Source organism: Methylobacterium persicinum (assembly GCF_022179525.1).
GTDB classification, from domain to species: domain Bacteria; phylum Pseudomonadota; class Alphaproteobacteria; order Rhizobiales; family Beijerinckiaceae; genus Methylobacterium; species Methylobacterium persicinum.
Window position 1 is genome coordinate 121,424 of the sequence record NZ_BPQX01000011.1, and the last position, 15,184, is coordinate 136,607.

Genomic DNA, 15,184 nt, shown 5'->3' on the forward strand with positions numbered 1-15,184 from the left:
TGGGTGCGAGCGGGCGGAGGACGGACATGCGGCAGCGTCGGAATCGGGCGGGTGACGGGACCTCGTCGGGCGCGGTCCCGTCGGCGGCGCTGCCGGCGCTGCGGCGGGCGGCCGAGGCCCTGAACGCCGGCCGTCTCGACGAGGCCGAGCACCAGGCCCGGTCGGTGCTCGCGGCCCGCCCCCATGAGCCCACCGCCCTCGACGTGCTCGGCTGCGTCGCCTTGAACCGGGGCCGGCCCGAGGAGGCGCTGGCCCACTTCGAGCGGGTGCGTGCGACGCGGTCCAAGGATCCGCTGCTGCAGTTCAACCTCGGCGAGGCGCACCGGCAGACCGGCGCGCCGGGCTCGGCCCTGCGCCACTTCCGGAAGGCCGCCGAGCTCCGCCCCGATTTCGCCGAGGCGCATGGCCAGGCGGGCGAGATGCTGCGCGCGCTCGGGCGCTTCACGGAGGCCGCCAAGGCCTACCAGAGCGCCTTGATGCTGAAGCCGGAGCTCGCCCACTGCCTGGCGGGCTTCGCGCTCCTGCTGGTGCGGGAGGGCGAGTTCGGCCAAGCCGTGCCCTTCTTCGAGGCCGCGCTCCGGGCCACCCCCGTCACGATGGCGCCGGCGCGGGCGCCGCTCTGGGCCAATCTCGGGAGCGCCCGCCTCCGGGCCGGCGAGACGCTCGCGGGCCTCTCGGCCCTCGCGGAGGCCGTCGCCTGCGCGCCGGACCAGCCCGGCTTCCCGCGCCTGCTCGCCCGCGAGCTCCTGCACCTCGGCGCGGTGCCGGCGGGACCACGTTTCCGGGCGGTGCTGATCGCCCTGTTCGGGCGGGCCGACGTCGACCCGCGCCTGCTCGCCACCGCGGCCGTCGCGGCGCTGCGGCAGGATGCGGCCGTCGACGGCCTGCTCGCCCGGTTGGCGGCCGATCCCCCGCGTGCCCGCGAGACCGTCGCCGAAGCCGATGCGGTCGTCCGCGCCCTGCTGGACGACGCGCTGTTCCGCGCGCTCCTCGCCGCCGCCCCCATTCCCGATCTCGGGCTTGAGCTCCTGCTGACGGAGGTGCGGCGAAGCCTGCTCCTGGCGGCGCGGGAGGGGGCGCCGCCCGCACCGGACCTCACCCTCGCCTGCGCCCTGGCGCGCCAGTGCTTCCTCAACGAGTACCTCTACTGCACCGACGAGCAGGAGGAGGTCGCCCTGGCGGCCCTGTGCGCGGGCTTCGGTCGAGCCGAGGCCGACGCGGGCGCGGCGGATTGGCGCCGGGTCGCCATCGCGGCCTGCTACCTGCCGCTGCATCGCACGGCCGCGGCCCGCCTCGACCTCGCCAAGGCCCCGCCCGCCCTGCGCGCCCTCGTGCGCGAGCAGGTCGAGGAGCCGGCCCAGGAGCGCGCCCTCGCGGACAGCCTGGTCCCGCTCAGGCCGGTGCGCGACGCCGTGTCCCTCCTGGTCCAGGCCCAGTACGAGGAGAACCCCTATCCGCGCTGGTCGCGCGCCCTGCTCGGGACCCCGCGTCCCTTGCGCGAGCGGGTCCACCTCGCGCTGCCGCACCTCGGCGCGGACGAGATGCCGGCGGTCGAGCGGCCACGCGTCCTCGTCGCGGGGTGCGGGACCGGCATCCAGACCATGCGGCTCGTGCAGTCGGTCGCGGACGCCTCGGTGCTCGCGGTCGACCTGAGCCGCAGCAGCCTGGCCTACGGCATGCGCAAGCTGGCGGAATACGGGATCGGGTCGGTCCGGCACCTGCAGGCCGACATCCTCGACCTCGCCAACCTGGGCGAGCGCTTCGACCTGATCGAGAGCTTCGGCGTGCTCCACCACATGCGCGAGCCCTTGCAGGGCTTGCGCGTCCTCTCGGGGCTGCTCGCGCCGGGCGGCCTGCTCTTCCTCGGGCTCTACAGCGAGATCGCGCGCGCCAGCGTCGTCGCGGGGCGCGCCCTGGTCGCGGAGCGCGCGCTCGCGCCGACCCCGGCCGGCGTGCGGGCGGGCCGGCGTGCCGTCATGGCCGGGGCCGTGGCGCAGCCGGACCTCGGCATGCTGCTCAGCCCCGCCTCCGACTTCTGGACCCTGTCGGAATGCCGCGACCTCATCTTCCACGTCGAGGAGCACCGTTTCACGCTGCCCGGGATCGGCGCGATGCTGGAGGCCTGCGGGCTGGAATTTTTGGGCCTGGAGCCCGAACGCCCGTCGGACCGGACCCGGTTCGCGGCCGAGCATCCGGACCCGGCCGCGGCGCGCTCGCCGGCGGCGTGGCACGGTTTCGAGACCCGCCATCCCGACACCTTCGGCGGCACCTATCGGATCTGGGCGCGGCAGGCGCGCCAGGGCCGGACCGGTTCGCGCTGACTTCCGATCCCGGGGGGCATCATTCGCTGTGCCCGGCCCCGCCCGTGCCGGCCGGCCCTCCCCCCGGCTCGGTGCCGGCGCCCCGGTCCTGCGACGCGGCGGTCCGCGGCTTGCGCTTCAAGGGCGTCAGGAGGGCGAGGACCAGGAAGTTGGACAGGGCCGGGATGAGGCCAAGGTCGTAGTAGCCGAAGCCGACGGCCGCCCCGATCACGCCCACGTTCCACAGGCTCGCCGCGGTCGCGGTGCCGTGCACGTTGTCGCCCCCCTTCAGGATGGCGCCACCGCCGATGAAGCCGATGCCGGTGATGAGTCCCTGGAGGATGCGCGCCTGCTCCGGCGTGCGCGCGCCGAGGAGCTCGCTGGCGAGCAGGATGAAGCCGCAGCTGGCGATGGCGACGATGGGGAAGGTGCGCAATCCGGCGCTGCGCGCCTCGCGCTCGCGGTTCCAGCCGAGCGGGAATGCGAACGCGAAGGCGAGGCCCAGCCGCACCAAGTGGTTGGGAAGGTCTCCCCAGATGCCCCAGTACGAACCCATGATCCCTCGCCGGTGTGAGAACGCCCCGATGGTCCGTCCGCGCGTCGTGCCGCCGTTCCGAGGCGGGCCGCCAGCGGCGCGCCGACGGTGATCCTCGCGCCTGACGGAACCTTCCCGGAGCGGCCCGCATCAGGGCGAGCGGGGTCCGGTCGGCTCGGCGTCGCGCCTCGTTACGCCCTGACGGTCCGGCGCGCTGCTCCCGGGGTCGAGTTCCGTCACCTCCCAGTCGTCGCCGACGTTCTGGCAGGCCGTGCCGCGGATCCTGGCGGTGCGCTGCGCCTCTTCCACGGTGGCCAGGAAGGCGCGGCAGATCCGCCCCGCGCGTACGACCGGCGCGGCGGTCGGCACGACGCTGCCCTTCCGCCCGCTCGCCGGGTTGTCCCACCGGATGCGCAGGCCGTTCCCGCTGGGTTCCAACGCGAGGCCGAGGATGCCGCGCGCCCGGCGCCAATCCTCCGGGTCGAGCCCCGGGAACGCCAGGGGCGCCGTGCGCTTCGGGTCCTGCCCCGGCACGCCGGGAGAACCGTCGGCAGGCCGGGAGATCGGCAGCGAGATCGCGCAGGCCGGCAGCGCCAGGATCAGGAGCGCGGCGCCGGCGCGGGACAGGGGACGTGCGGTTGGCCGGAGCCGGGGATGGGACATGACGGTGCGCTCGGCGGTGTCTGGCGAAGGCGGGGGCGGGTCGGGGCGCGCCGGCGGTCCCGGACCGCCCGGCAGCCCCGGCCAGGGATGAGCGGGCGGCCCCGGGGCGCGGACCTGGCGGCGGAAGGTCTTCCGTCCCATCAGCGGCCATCCGGTGTGCGCACGCCGGACCAGAGGTCCTTGACCTGATCGAAGTGCGTCTTCGGGCTGTAGGCCGCCACCGGCACCGCGATGAAGCGGGCGGTCAGGCGCCCGATCTGCTGCACGACGCCGTAGGAGAACACCACGCGGTTGCGCTGGGCCTGGATCAGCTGCACGCGGGCGTTCAGGAGCTCCTGCTGCGCGTTCAGCACGTCGAGGGTGGTGCGCTGGCCGACGCGGGCCTCCTCGCGCACCCCGTCGAGCGCGACCTCGTTCGCCTGGACCTGCGCCTGCGAGGCGATGACCTGGGCCTTGGCGGCCTCCAGCTGGCCCCAGGCCGAGACCACGGCGGCGCGGATCTGGTCGCGCAGGAACTCGACCTGCAGGCGCGTCTGGCCCACGAGCTCCTTGGCCTGCCGGATCTGCGCGTATTCCGATCCGCCTTGATAGATCGGGACCGTGATGCGGCCCACGATCGAGGCGGTGCGGCCGTTGTCGCCGGGCTGCTCCTGGTCGTAGCGCTGGGCGACCTGGCCGGTCAGGCCGACCTGCGGGTAGAGCCGGCCCTCCAGCACCTTCACCTGCGCCTCGGCGGCATCGACCGCGTGCAGCGCCGAGGCGATCTGCGGGTTTTCCTTGAGGCCGATCTCGACCGCGGCGTCGAGGTTGCCCGGCACGGGGCGGTCAAGCGGGCGGCCCGGCGAGAGCTGGCGCGGCTCCACGCCGATGACCCGGCGATAGATGCCGATGCTGGCGCCCAGCTGCGACTCCGCCGCGCTCACCTGCGAGCGGGCGAGCGCGAGGCGCGCCTCCGCCTGGGCGACGTCGGTCCGGGTCAACGCGCCGACCTGGAAGCGGAAGGCCGTCTGGCGGAGCTGCTCCTGCAGGACGGCGACGTTGTTGCGGTTCAGCTCCAGCGTCGCGGTATTCTGAAGCACGTCCATGTAGGACTGGACCGCACTGAACAGGGTCGTCGTCTCGGTGAGGCGCAGGCTCTCGCGCTGGCCGAGCACGGTCGATTCCGCGCGCCGGGTGTTGTTGTCGGTCTGGAAACCGTTGAACAGCGTCTGGTTGACGGTCAGGCCGGCGCCGCCCGGCAGGGCGGTCCGCGCGAAGCGTTCCCCGCCCTCGACGCCCTTCTGTCGCTCGACCCCGATGTCGGCGTCGAGGCGGATCGTGGGGCGGTAGCCCGCCCGGGCCTGCACGATCTCCTCGTCCGTCGCGCGCAGGCCCGCCCGGGCGGCGTTCAGCTCCGGGTTCGCGCGGAAGGCGCGCGCGAGGGCACCCTCCAGGGTCTCGGCCCGCGCGCCCCCGGTGGCGCCGGCCAGAAGGAGCGCGGCGCACAGGCTGCAGGCCGCGCGGGTCCGCCGCGATCGGGCGCTCGGCGACGGGGAGGAAGGCCGGCGGGCACCGTGCGCCCCTGGCCGGGCGGAGGTTTCGGCGCCGGCACGACCCGGTGAACCTGCGGGTCTGGGCGCCCGGGCGGGGCGGACCGCCGCGGCGGACCATGGCCCGGCCGGATCCGACCCGCGCGACGGCTCCGGCGTACCGCCCTGCCGAGGCTCGGCTGCGCGGCGTCCCCGACCCGCGGCGAGCGCCGAGGCCTGGCCCGCACGAGCGAGCGGGAACGCGCCGGCACGCGGCGCCGCGCCCGGGAAGACCGCCGGTTCGGGGTCGATGATGAGGGGAACGGGCATCGCCCACCCTGCGAGATGCTGCCACATGCCGCCCCGTCGCATCGACGGGACCCGCGCCGCGCAGGGCGGGCGCCTTCCCTTCCGGGCCTGGGGATGACCATGCAACCCGGGTTGCCGCCGCGGCATGCGGCGGCCGGCGGGTCAGGCGCGCGGGGGCTCGCTCGGGGGCGTCGATGCCACGGAGGAGAGGCGGGCGGTGCCGAGGGTGAATTCGGGCGGCCTGGCGATGCGCAGGGGCGTCACGACCGGGCTCTCCGGCCGGATGACGGCATGGCAGGGGCAGTGCGCGCTGCAACGGCCAGGCCCCGCAAGGCCGCGGTCCGCCGGCTCGTCCGCGGCGGGCGCCCCGGAGATGGCATCGAGCACGATGACGATGCCGGGCCCGCCGGCTTCCTCGTCCGGCGACGCGGGCGCGGTCAGGGCCGGGTCCACCAGGGAGACGGTCAGGGCGATGGCGAGCAGGCAAACCAGGGCGCGGCGCCAAACGCCGGACGCGTACCCGTCCCACCGCTGCCGAAGCCTGACCATACGCCATGCTTACGGGGGCGCGCCGCCCGGCGCAAGGTCTCGCGGAGGTGGGGGAGGCCAGCGTCCGAGGAGCCCGATCGTTCCCGCGCGCCGGCGGCGCGACCCGTCGCAGGACCCTCCTCGCGCGGAGGGTTTCGCGCTTCGCCGGGGTCCGGCCCGGCCTCAGGGGCGGAGCCGATGTCCGGCCAGGGCGATGCGGTCGCGGATCTCGACCTGCCCGCGCAGGACCCGGATCCATCCCGCGCGCTCCCAGCCGGCGAGATGCCGGCTGACGACCTCGCGCACGGTGCCGAGGTCGGCCGCGATCTGCCGGTGCGTCGCGGTCACCCTTCCGTGCTGGTCCGCTTGGGCGAGCAGGTGCCGGGCGAGGCGCTCCTCAAGGGGCGTGAAGGCGATCTCGTCGAGGAGCCCGAACAGGACGGCCATGAGCTTGGCGTAATCGTCGAGGACGAAGGCGCGGAACGCGGCCGAGGCCGCCATGAGGTGCCGGAAGGTCTCCGCCGGAAGCGCCGCCAGCACCGTGCGCTGCTCCGCGACGCTCTCGGCCGGGAAGGTGCCGCCGGCGAGCAGGCACTGGGTCGTGAGGACGCAGGTCCCCCGGGGACCCACCCGGTAGATCAGCATCTCGCGGCCGCCCGCGGAGATCCGGAAGACGCGTGTCCGGCCCTCGATGCACATCAGGTAGTTCGCGCACTCGCCTCCCAGCTCGTAGGCGGTCGCTCCCGCCTCCAGCACGGGAAAGCGCACGGCGCCGCGCAGGATGTGCCGGTGGTCGGCCGGAAGCGTCCCGAGCACGGGAAACTGCTCGAACCAGCGCTCGACGCGGTCGGCGTGAGACATGCGCGATGACCTTCAGCTCCGCGGCGCGCCGGTCGGGCGCCGGGGACGTTCCGGGACAGGCCGGCGTCGATGAGCGCGGGCACAAACGACCGATGCCGCCCGCGTTCGGATTGAGCCGCGCGGGCGCGCGGCGGTGCCGGTTCCGGCGGTGCGCGGGGCCCGAGCCCGTTCGCCGGGAACCGCGGGGACACCCATACGCAGGCACGCGGCCCTCCCGTTCTCGGCCGTCGTCGCCCGGGGTCCGGCGTCGGCCGCGGGCGACCTGCTCCGCCCCCTCGGCCGGACGATGCCGGACATGACGCAGGCGGGGACGGCCCGCGCCGCTATCGAGGCGACGATCGCCCGGGCGGCCGGCAAGCCGCTCAGCCTCTCGGACGGGCGCCTGTCCGGCCTGGACCTCAGGCGCGCGAACCTGCGCCCGTCCCGCTTGAACAGGGTCCTGCCGCGGGGGGGCGGTCTCCGCGTCGCGGCCCCCGACCAGGCCGGGCTCAAGACGGCCGACCTGGGCGGGGCGAAGCTCGTCGGCGCGCGTTTCTTCGGTCCGCAGGTCCGGGGGCGAACCCGCGCGGAGCCGACCGGAGCGGGGCCAGGACCGGCCGCGACTTCGGCGGGGCGAGCGCCGGCGGCGCGCTCCGCGCCGGCCCGCGCGGCGACGCCGCCGTCCGGAACGCTGACGCGAGCGGGGCCGGCCTGCGCCGGCGCAAGGGCTGGGACGCGACCCCGGATTGCGACGCGCTCGTCGCGAACCGCGCCGGGACCGACCCGGCCCACCGGACCGCCCCGGCGGATCGGTCCGACGCCTCTCCGAACGCCCGTCCCGCGCGGGCGCGAGGCCGCGTCGGCGTCCGTGCGTTCCGGGGGCAGGGCTCCGATCCCGCGGGCCGTTACCCTCCCTGGATCGCCTCTCCGTACCGGAACGTGGCGGAGCCGCCGTCCATCCTCAGCGTTCCGGACCCGGCGAACGAGCTCGTCCCGTCGGCCGACCCGGTGCCGCGCTGGCCATTGGAGCAATTTGCCCCGACGGATGCCGGCAGCCCCGCCCCGGACGGATGAAACAGGCCGCTGCAGGTCGTCCGCCCGTCGGTCGCGTAGAACTCGCGCCGCAGCAGCCGGGTGGTCACGCTGCCCGTGAGGCGCTCCCCCGACGGGAGATGCAGGGTGAACGGGACCGTCGCGTAGCCCGGAACATCGGGCACGTGCAGGCAGCCCGTCACGCCGGTGGCCAGCCCCCAGGCACACGCGAACCTCCTCCAGCCGATCATCACGATCCCTCCCCGCCCGTGCCGGTCCGACCGACGCCCGCGCATGGCCCGGCCGCGGATGGGCGCCGGCCGTTGCGCTCGCCGCCTTCGGCGGCCCGGATCCCCGGATTGCCCGCAGCGGCGTGGCCGCTGCACCGCCCCGACCGGCCCGGTGCCGAACCCGGCTAGATCCCGGGGCCGCGCAGTCGATGGTAGAGAGCCCTGACGGCATCCATGTAGTCCTGACCCGGGTTCTTGGCGCAGAAGGTGCGCAGGAAATGGACTTGGGCCTGAAGCGGGACGGACGGCGGTGTCAGGTCCAGGTCTTCATCGATTCCTGCCGGCGCACGAATCAGCGCTCCGCTCATGAAACCTTGCGCCCAGGCGAAGAAGTACAGCTCGGCAGCTTGGTTCGCGGAGATCTCCTGGTTGAACGCTGCGCAGGTCTGGGCGCCGATGCCGACGATCTTGGCCGTCGATCCTGCCTGCGCGGACATCACGACCATGACGCCGAGGGCCACCATCACTGTTCGTCGCATCGATGCTCCCCGTCGCTCCAGTTTCGTAGGATGAGCCGGAGCCAGCGCCGTCGAACGCCGGCCGGTGGGTGGTCATGGCGCCATCCGGCGGTCCCGGGATTCGAGCAGGTCGGAGGTATGGCGGGCGGCGGGGTGGCCGGTCGCCGCCTCGTGCGCCGACGAGCATTTCTCGTAGAGCTCGCCCGCGGCGACCATGACGATGCGTTTTCCGCCGCCTTCGGCGGGGCGGACCGCCAGGAGCGTGCGCCCCGCCGGCCACGTCACGGCGTTCGGCAGCCCGGCCTCCTGCGGCTCGCCGTAGCGCCGCACCCCCTCCCGGTAGATCGCCGCGTAGGCCGGCACGAGCTCGGCCTCCGCGAAGGGGCGGCTGAACCAGATGACCTGCTGCAGACCCTCGTCCCCGCAGACCTCCAGGACGACCTGCTCGGTATCGGGCCCGGAGGCCGGCGCCCGGCCCTGGAAATAGAACAGGGCCGTGACGTTCCCCTCCCGATCCGCCATGGACGGTTTCGGCACGGACGTCAGCGGACCCCAACGCAGGCCGAAGGGTGCCTCCCCGGCAAGCGCCCCCGGGATGCCGGCCGCCCCCAGGAACGCGGTGGCGAGCGCACGACGAAACGTCCGCATCACGGGGCTCCCCCTCGGGTCCGTCGCGACCGCGCCTCGCCGGTCCGGGGATGCATGGCCCGGGTCACTCGGCCGCCTGCCGGAGCCGCGCCCGCGCGCCGGCCGAAGCCTCCTCGGCCCGGCGCGGGGAGCGCGCGACCTCCTCGCCGCCGAAGCGCGCGTACAGGGCCGGCAGGACGACCAGGGTCAGCAAGGTGGCGCTGATCAGGCCGCCGATGACCACGGTCGCGAGCGGCCGCTGCACCTCGGCTCCGGTCTCGGTCGCGAGCGCCATCGGCACGAACCCGAGCGAGGCGACCAGCGCCGTCATCGCCACCGGCCGCAGCCGGGTCATGGCGCCCTCCAGGATCGCCTCGCGCCGCGGCCGCCCTTCCGCGACGAGCTGCTTGATGAAGGTCAGCATCACCAAGCCGTTCAGGACCGCCACGCCCGAGAGCGCGATGAAGCCCACCGCCGCCGGCACCGAGAACGGCATGCCCCGCAGCCACAGGGCCGCGATGCCGCCGGTCAGCGCCAGCGGCACGGCGCTGAACACCAGCAGCGCGTCCCGGGGCGAGCCCAGCGCCGAGTAGAGCAGCAGGAAGATCAGGGCGAAGCAGACCGGCACCACGATCATCAGGCGCTTGCGGGCCGAGGCGAGGTTCTCGAACTGGCCGCCCCAGGTCACGTCGTAGCCCGAGGGCAGCCGCACCTGGCTCGCGACCTTGGCCTGCGCCTCGGCGACGAGCGAGCCGATGTCGCGCCCGCGGACGTTCGCGGTCACGACCACCCGGCGCCGGCCGTTCTCGCGCGAGACCTGGTTCGGCCCTTCCGCGACGGAAAAACTCGCGACCTGCTTCAGGAGGACCGACGCGGCGCGCCCGTTCGGGCCGGGCGGCAGCGGCACCGGGATGTTCTCCAACGCCTCCCGGTTCTCGCGCACCTTGTCGCTGAGGCGCACGACGATGGGAAAGCGGCGGTCGCCCTCGAACACCAGCCCGGCGTCCTTGCCGCCGATGGCCGCCCCGATGACCTCCTGGACGGCGCCGGTGCTGAGCCCCAGCCGCGCCGCTTCCGCCTTGTTGATCTTGATCTCCAGGAAGGGCAGGCCCGCCGTCTGCTCGACCTTGACGTCCTCGGCCCCGTCGATGCCCCGCAGGATCTCGGCGATCTGGTCGGCCGCCTTCGTCATCGGCCCGAACTCCTCGCCGAACACCTTCACGGCGAGGTCGCCGCGGGCGCCCGCCAGCAGCTCGTTGAAGCGCAGCTGGATCGGCTGGGAGAACTCGAACACGTTCCCGGCCAGGGCGCCGACCGCCTTCTCGATCTTCTCCTGGAGCTCGGCCTTGGACAGGTCCGGGTCCGGCCACTCCTCCTGGGGCTTCAGGATCACGAAGGTGTCCGAGGAGTTCTGCGGCATCGGGTCGGACGCGACCTCGGCGGTGCCGGTCTTCGAGAAGACGTAGGCGACCTGCGGGAAGCGGCGGATCGCCTGCTCGATCTTGAGCTGCATCGCCTGCGACTGCGACAGCGAAGTCGAGGGGATGCGCAGCGCGTTCATGGCGATGCTCTTCTCGTCGAGCGTCGGGATGAACTCGGCGCCGAGCCGGGTGAAGAGCAGGCCGGCCCCGGCCAGCAGCAGCAACGCCGCGACGATGAACACCATCGGCGCCCGCACCGCCCCGGCCAGCACGGGCCGATAGGCCCATTTGAGGGCGCGGATGATGACATTGTCCTTCTCGGTGACGCGCCCGGTGATCACGATGGCGATCAGGGCCGGCACGAAGGTCAGCGACAGGACGAAGGCGGCGGCCAGCGCGATGATCACGGTCAGCGCCATCGGCTCGAACATCTTGCCCTCGACGCCCGTGAAGGTGAGGAGCGGCACGTAGACGAGGATGATGATCGCCTGCCCGTAGAGGGACGGCTTGATCATCTCCTCGGCCGAGGCCCGCACCGTGGCGAGGCGCTCCTCGGTGTCGAGGGTGCGACCGAGACCGTGCTGCTTCTCGGCGAGATGACGCAGGGCGTTCTCGGTGATGATGACCGCCCCGTCGACGATGAGGCCGAAGTCGAGGGCGCCGAGGCTCATCAGGTTGGCCGAGATTTTCGCCTCGACCATGCCGGTCATGGTCATCAGCATGGCGACGGGGATGACCAGCGCCGTGATGATGGCGGCCCGGATGTTGCCGAGCAGCAGGAACAGGATGACGATGACGAGGGCCGCGCCCTCCGCGAGGTTCTTGGCCACGGTCCTGATGGTGGCCTCGACCAGGAGCGTCCGGTTGAGGACCGTCTGGACCTCGACGCCGGGCGGAAGCGACTTGCGGATCTCCGTCATCTTGGCGTCGACCGCGGCCGCGACCGTGCGGCTGTTCTCGCCGATCAGCATCAGCGCGGTGCCGACGACGACCTCCTGCCCGTCCTCGCTGGCCGAGCCCGTGCGCAGGTCGCGCCCGATCCGGACCTCGGCGATGTCCTTGATCCGCACCGGCACGCCGCCGCGGGTGGTGACGAGGACGTTCTCGATCTCCCCCATGCTCTCCAGGCGCCCGGCCGCGCGCACGACGTAGCCCTCGCCGTTGTCCTCCAGGTAGCGGGCGCCCTGGTTGGCGTTGTTGGCCTCCAAGGCCCGCGCCACGTCGGAGAAGGAGAGGTCGAGGGCGGTGAGCTTCGTCGGGTCCGGCTGGACGTGGTACTGCTTCTCGAAGCCGCCGATGCCGTCGACGCCGGCCACGCCCGGCACGGTCTTGATCTGGGGCCGGATGATCCAGTCCTGCACCGTGCGCAGGTACGCGGCCCGCTCCAGCTCCGTCCTGAGCCGCTGGCCTTCCGGGGTCAGGTAGCTGCCGTCCGGTTGCCAGCCCGGCTTGCCCGCAGGCGACACCGTCCGCTCGTCCGGCTTCGCGTAGTGGATCGACCACATGTAGATCTCGCCGAGGCCCGTCGAGATCGGGCCCATGCGGGGCTCGGCGTCGGGCGGCAGGTCCTGCTTGACCTGGGACAGGCGCTCGGCGACCTGCTGGCGGGCGAAGTAGATGTCGAGCTTCTCCGCGAAGACCGCGGTGACCTGCGAGAAGCCATTTCGCGATAAGGACCGGGTGTATTCGAGGCCCTTGATCCCGGCGAGCGCGGTCTCGACCGGGTAGGTGACCTGCTTCTCGATGTCGATTGGCGAGAGCGAGGGCGCGACCGTGTTGATCTGCACCTGGTTGTTGGTGATGTCGGGGACCGCGTCGATGGGCAGCTTGGTCAGGGCGTAGCCGCCGAAGCCGGCGGCCAGCAGCGACAGCAGCAGCACCAGCCAGCGCTGGTGGACCGAGAAGTCGAGGATGCGGGAGATCATGGGCGGGCTCTCGCTCAGTCGTTGTCGCCGGTCGCGGCCTTGCCGAGCTCAGCCTTGAGGAGGAAGGAGTTGGCGACCGCGATCTCGTCGCCCGGCCTCAGGCCCGAGACGACCTCGTAAGCATCGTCGTCGGAGCGCCCGAGCTCGATCTCGCGCTTCTCGAAACCGGTGGCCGTGCGCACGAAGACGACCTTCTCGCCGGCGACGGTCTGGATCGCGGCCTTCGGAACCCGCACCTTGACCGCATCCTGGCCGACCTCGACCTCGGCGGTGACGAAGGTTCCGGGCCGCCAGGCCATGTCCCGGTTCGGCAGCCCGACGATGACGCGGGCGGAGCGTGTGTCCGGGTTCAGGATCGGGCTGACGAAGATCACCTTGCCTTCGGCCTGCTTGTCGGCGTCGCCCTGGCTCGGGGTGACCAGGACCCGCGCGCCTTCCTTGACCTTGGCCAGTTCGGTGGTTGGCACCGCCAGTTCGATCCAGACGGTGGACAGGTCTGCGACCGTATACAGGTCGTCCGGGTCGCCCTGACCGCCGACGTCGGTGCCGAGGTCGACCTTGCGCTCAACCACGCGCCCGCTCAGCGGTGAGCGCAATTCGTAGCGGCGCAGCGTCGAGGTGTTGGGCGTGGTCTCGTCCCGTTTGGCCGCGCTCGCCACCTCGGCGGCGTTGAGGCCGAGGGCGGAGAGCTTCTGCCGGGCGAGGTCGACGCGAAGCTGCGCCTCCGAATAGACGGCCTTGGCATTGAGGAAGGCCGATTCGGCCGAGATGCGCTTTTCCCAAAGCGCCTGCTGCCGATCGAAATTGGTCTTCTCAAGCTCTGCCTTCACTGAGGCGGTGAGATACTCGCTCTTGGCGTCCGCGACCTCGCGGCTGTCGAGCACCGCGACGACCTCACCCTTCACAACCTCCTCGCCCAGGCGCTTGCGCATCTCGGCCACAATCCCGACCACGCGCGCGGGCACCCGGGCGATCCGGTCGGCGTCCGGCGCGATGGTGCCGGGAACGAGAAGGTGGCGCGCGAGCGTGCCCCCCTCCACCGTCACGACCGTGATGTCCTGCCCGGAAACCTGCTCGGGCTGCATCTTGATCACGGTCGGCTCGGCCTCTCCCCCACCCTCCCCGTGCGGATGCTTGGCGGTCGCAGGCCCGGTCTCCGGCTTCGCCCCTCGCGGGCGGGGATGCTCGCCCGCGGGCTCCGGGACGTCGGTCTCGGAGGAGGGCTGACCGGCGGCGGGCGCCGGGTGGATCCTCGGGACCCCGACCGAGGCGAGGGCGTCCTGGACGAATTCGGACACGCGGGGAACGGCACCGCCGATGGCGATGCCGGTGGCCAGGATGACCACGGACAGGAGAATGCGCATTGAGCCTGACTCGACCGGGACGCCGCTTGCCCGCCTGCGCGGCGGTGACGGTCGATCCCGCATGTTCACGTAAGGTGATCGACTGGCCCGGCGGATCGCCGGGCGGCCCGTGCCACCTCGGTGGCGCGGTCACCTCAGGCGCGAGGAGGCCTCGACAGCCGGTCCGGCCAGGTCGACGCGAGCGCGCCGACGGACCGGGACCGGTTGGGCTGGGCAGCCGCCGCGGGCGCCGTCGCGGGAGCGGCGTCCGCGGTGATGGCCTGGTGGCAGCTGCAATGCACGTGACAGGTCACGCCCGGATCGGACGTGTCGGTCGCGGAGCCGTCGGCCGGCGCGACCACCGAGAGTTCCGTCCCGGCAGGTGCCTTGCCGTGGTACGCGAAATCGGCTGCCAGGCCCAGGTCGGGAGCGGCGATGAGCAGGACGAGCACGAGCGCGAGCAGGCGCAGGGCGGTCACCGACCAGCCACGCCCGGCGTCGAAGCTCTTCTGCCGCATCCCGAGGGTCATCCCCGTCCTTATGGCGATTCGAGGCCGCGGATACAATCGGGTTCGTCGCGGTGCGGCGTCGGATCCCAGGCGGTGTCTCCGTACGCCGCCCGCCAATCGTCGTCGCGACGATGAGAGACGTGGTGCCCGCGGCGGCCCTGGCCGCCGTCCGGCATCATGGCGGTCCCGCGGCCCGCAGGGCGGGCGTCATGGTTTCGGGAGGCCGGGTTCGCCGCGGCCTCGAACGGAGGCACCGCCGGCCGTGGCGGCATGCCCCGCTCCCGGCGGTACCCTCACCGGCGGGCACCCCGGCGCCGGGCCGCGGGCGCACCGGCCGGACGCCGCCCCGGCTCGGGCCCGCGATGCGCTCACCAGGGCCGCCGGCGGGACCCCGGGACGGATTGGCCGCGGGATGACCGAGGCGCGTCGACCGGACCCCGCCGGACGCCGCCCGTGGCCGAAGGGCGGAGGCGGCCCGGCCCCGGGGCCTCACGGGCGGTCGGAGGGCGCCTCGTTCTTGCGGGGCGAGCGCGACCTTCGGTCGAGCTCGGACCGCGCCATCCCCGTCACGACGCCCGTGGCCCCGTCCCCGTGCACGAAGCGGGCGCCCTGCCCTTCCAGGGCCTGCCGGAGCCGCAGGGCCAATCCCTCGCTGAGGTCGGAGAACGCGTTCTCGTAATCGTTGATGCTCTTCTTCGACACCATCGACAGCTCGCGCAGATCGGATTGCGAGAGCCCGAGGAGGGCGCGCGCCGCTTGGCACAGGTACCCCGGCACCGGTTTTTCCGGTGGATAAGCATTAACCTTCGGGAACAGCAGCAGGTCATGGTACGGCTCTCCGCATTGAAAAAGCTTTATACCAATGATATAATTCCATTCGATTTCAGACGAGACGG

13 protein-coding genes are annotated in these 15,184 nt (G+C 73.2%); 1 reads left to right on the top strand and 12 read right to left on the bottom strand.

The window, feature by feature from the left end; all coding sequences use genetic code 11:
* Nucleotides 1–26: 26 nt before the first annotated feature.
* Nucleotides 27–2,321: a class I SAM-dependent methyltransferase gene (locus MFF22_RS02865; protein ID WP_012752987.1), complete on the top strand. Its 2,295-nt coding sequence runs from the start codon at nt 27–29 to the stop codon at nt 2,319–2,321.
* Between the two features lie 19 nt (nt 2,322–2,340).
* Here MFF22_RS02865 and MFF22_RS02870 read toward each other — a convergent pair whose 3' ends face one another.
* The 12 genes from MFF22_RS02870 to MFF22_RS02925 form a co-directional block, all read right to left on the bottom strand.
* Complete coding sequence (locus MFF22_RS02870) at nt 2,341–2,856, bottom strand: MgtC/SapB family protein (RefSeq protein ID WP_050772665.1); 516 nt, start codon at nt 2,854–2,856, stop codon at nt 2,341–2,343.
* Between the two features lie 129 nt (nt 2,857–2,985).
* Nucleotides 2,986–3,639: an RT0821/Lpp0805 family surface protein gene (locus MFF22_RS02875; protein WP_012752985.1), complete on the bottom strand. Its 654-nt coding sequence runs from the start codon at nt 3,637–3,639 to the stop codon at nt 2,986–2,988.
* Entirely contained in the window at nt 3,639–5,336 is a 1,698-nt protein-coding gene (locus tag MFF22_RS02880; protein WP_012752984.1) for a TolC family outer membrane protein, read from the bottom strand. The genes MFF22_RS02875 and MFF22_RS02880 overlap by 1 nt, the downstream gene beginning before the upstream one ends.
* 141 nt (nt 5,337–5,477) lie before the next feature.
* The gene (locus MFF22_RS02885; RefSeq protein ID WP_012752983.1) at nt 5,478–5,864 is read right to left on the bottom strand and encodes a hypothetical protein; all 387 of its coding nucleotides are present in this window, start codon (nt 5,862–5,864) and stop codon (nt 5,478–5,480) included.
* A 162-nt stretch (nt 5,865–6,026) separates the two neighbouring features.
* Nucleotides 6,027–6,704, bottom strand: coding sequence for a Crp/Fnr family transcriptional regulator (locus tag MFF22_RS02890; RefSeq protein ID WP_009863996.1), 678 nt, complete (start codon nt 6,702–6,704; stop codon nt 6,027–6,029).
* 884 nt (nt 6,705–7,588) lie between these two features.
* On the bottom strand, nt 7,589–7,966 hold the full coding sequence (locus tag MFF22_RS02895) for a hypothetical protein (protein WP_012752982.1): 378 nt from the start codon (nt 7,964–7,966) through the stop codon (nt 7,589–7,591).
* Between the two features lie 164 nt (nt 7,967–8,130).
* Entirely contained in the window at nt 8,131–8,469 is a 339-nt protein-coding gene (locus MFF22_RS02900; RefSeq protein ID WP_012752981.1) for a hypothetical protein, read from the bottom strand.
* 87 nt (nt 8,470–8,556) lie between these two features.
* Nucleotides 8,557–9,111 carry a hypothetical protein gene (locus MFF22_RS02905; protein ID WP_012752980.1) on the bottom strand — a complete coding sequence of 185 codons (555 nt, stop codon included), beginning with the start codon at nt 9,109–9,111 and terminating at the stop codon, nt 8,557–8,559.
* Nucleotides 9,112–9,175: 64 nt separating this feature from the next.
* Complete coding sequence (locus MFF22_RS02910; RefSeq protein WP_012752979.1) at nt 9,176–12,436, bottom strand: efflux RND transporter permease subunit; 3,261 nt, start codon at nt 12,434–12,436, stop codon at nt 9,176–9,178.
* A 14-nt stretch (nt 12,437–12,450) separates the two neighbouring features.
* The gene (locus tag MFF22_RS02915) at nt 12,451–13,800 is read right to left on the bottom strand and encodes an efflux RND transporter periplasmic adaptor subunit (RefSeq protein WP_012752978.1); all 1,350 of its coding nucleotides are present in this window, start codon (nt 13,798–13,800) and stop codon (nt 12,451–12,453) included.
* Nucleotides 13,801–13,934: 134 nt separating this feature from the next.
* On the bottom strand, nt 13,935–14,297 hold the full coding sequence (locus MFF22_RS02920; protein WP_050772664.1) for a hypothetical protein: 363 nt from the start codon (nt 14,295–14,297) through the stop codon (nt 13,935–13,937).
* 480 nt (nt 14,298–14,777) lie between these two features.
* Nucleotides 14,778–15,065 carry a helix-turn-helix domain-containing protein gene (locus tag MFF22_RS02925; protein ID WP_009864682.1) on the bottom strand — a complete coding sequence of 96 codons (288 nt, stop codon included), beginning with the start codon at nt 15,063–15,065 and terminating at the stop codon, nt 14,778–14,780.
* Between the last annotated feature and the right edge of the window lie 119 nt (nt 15,066–15,184).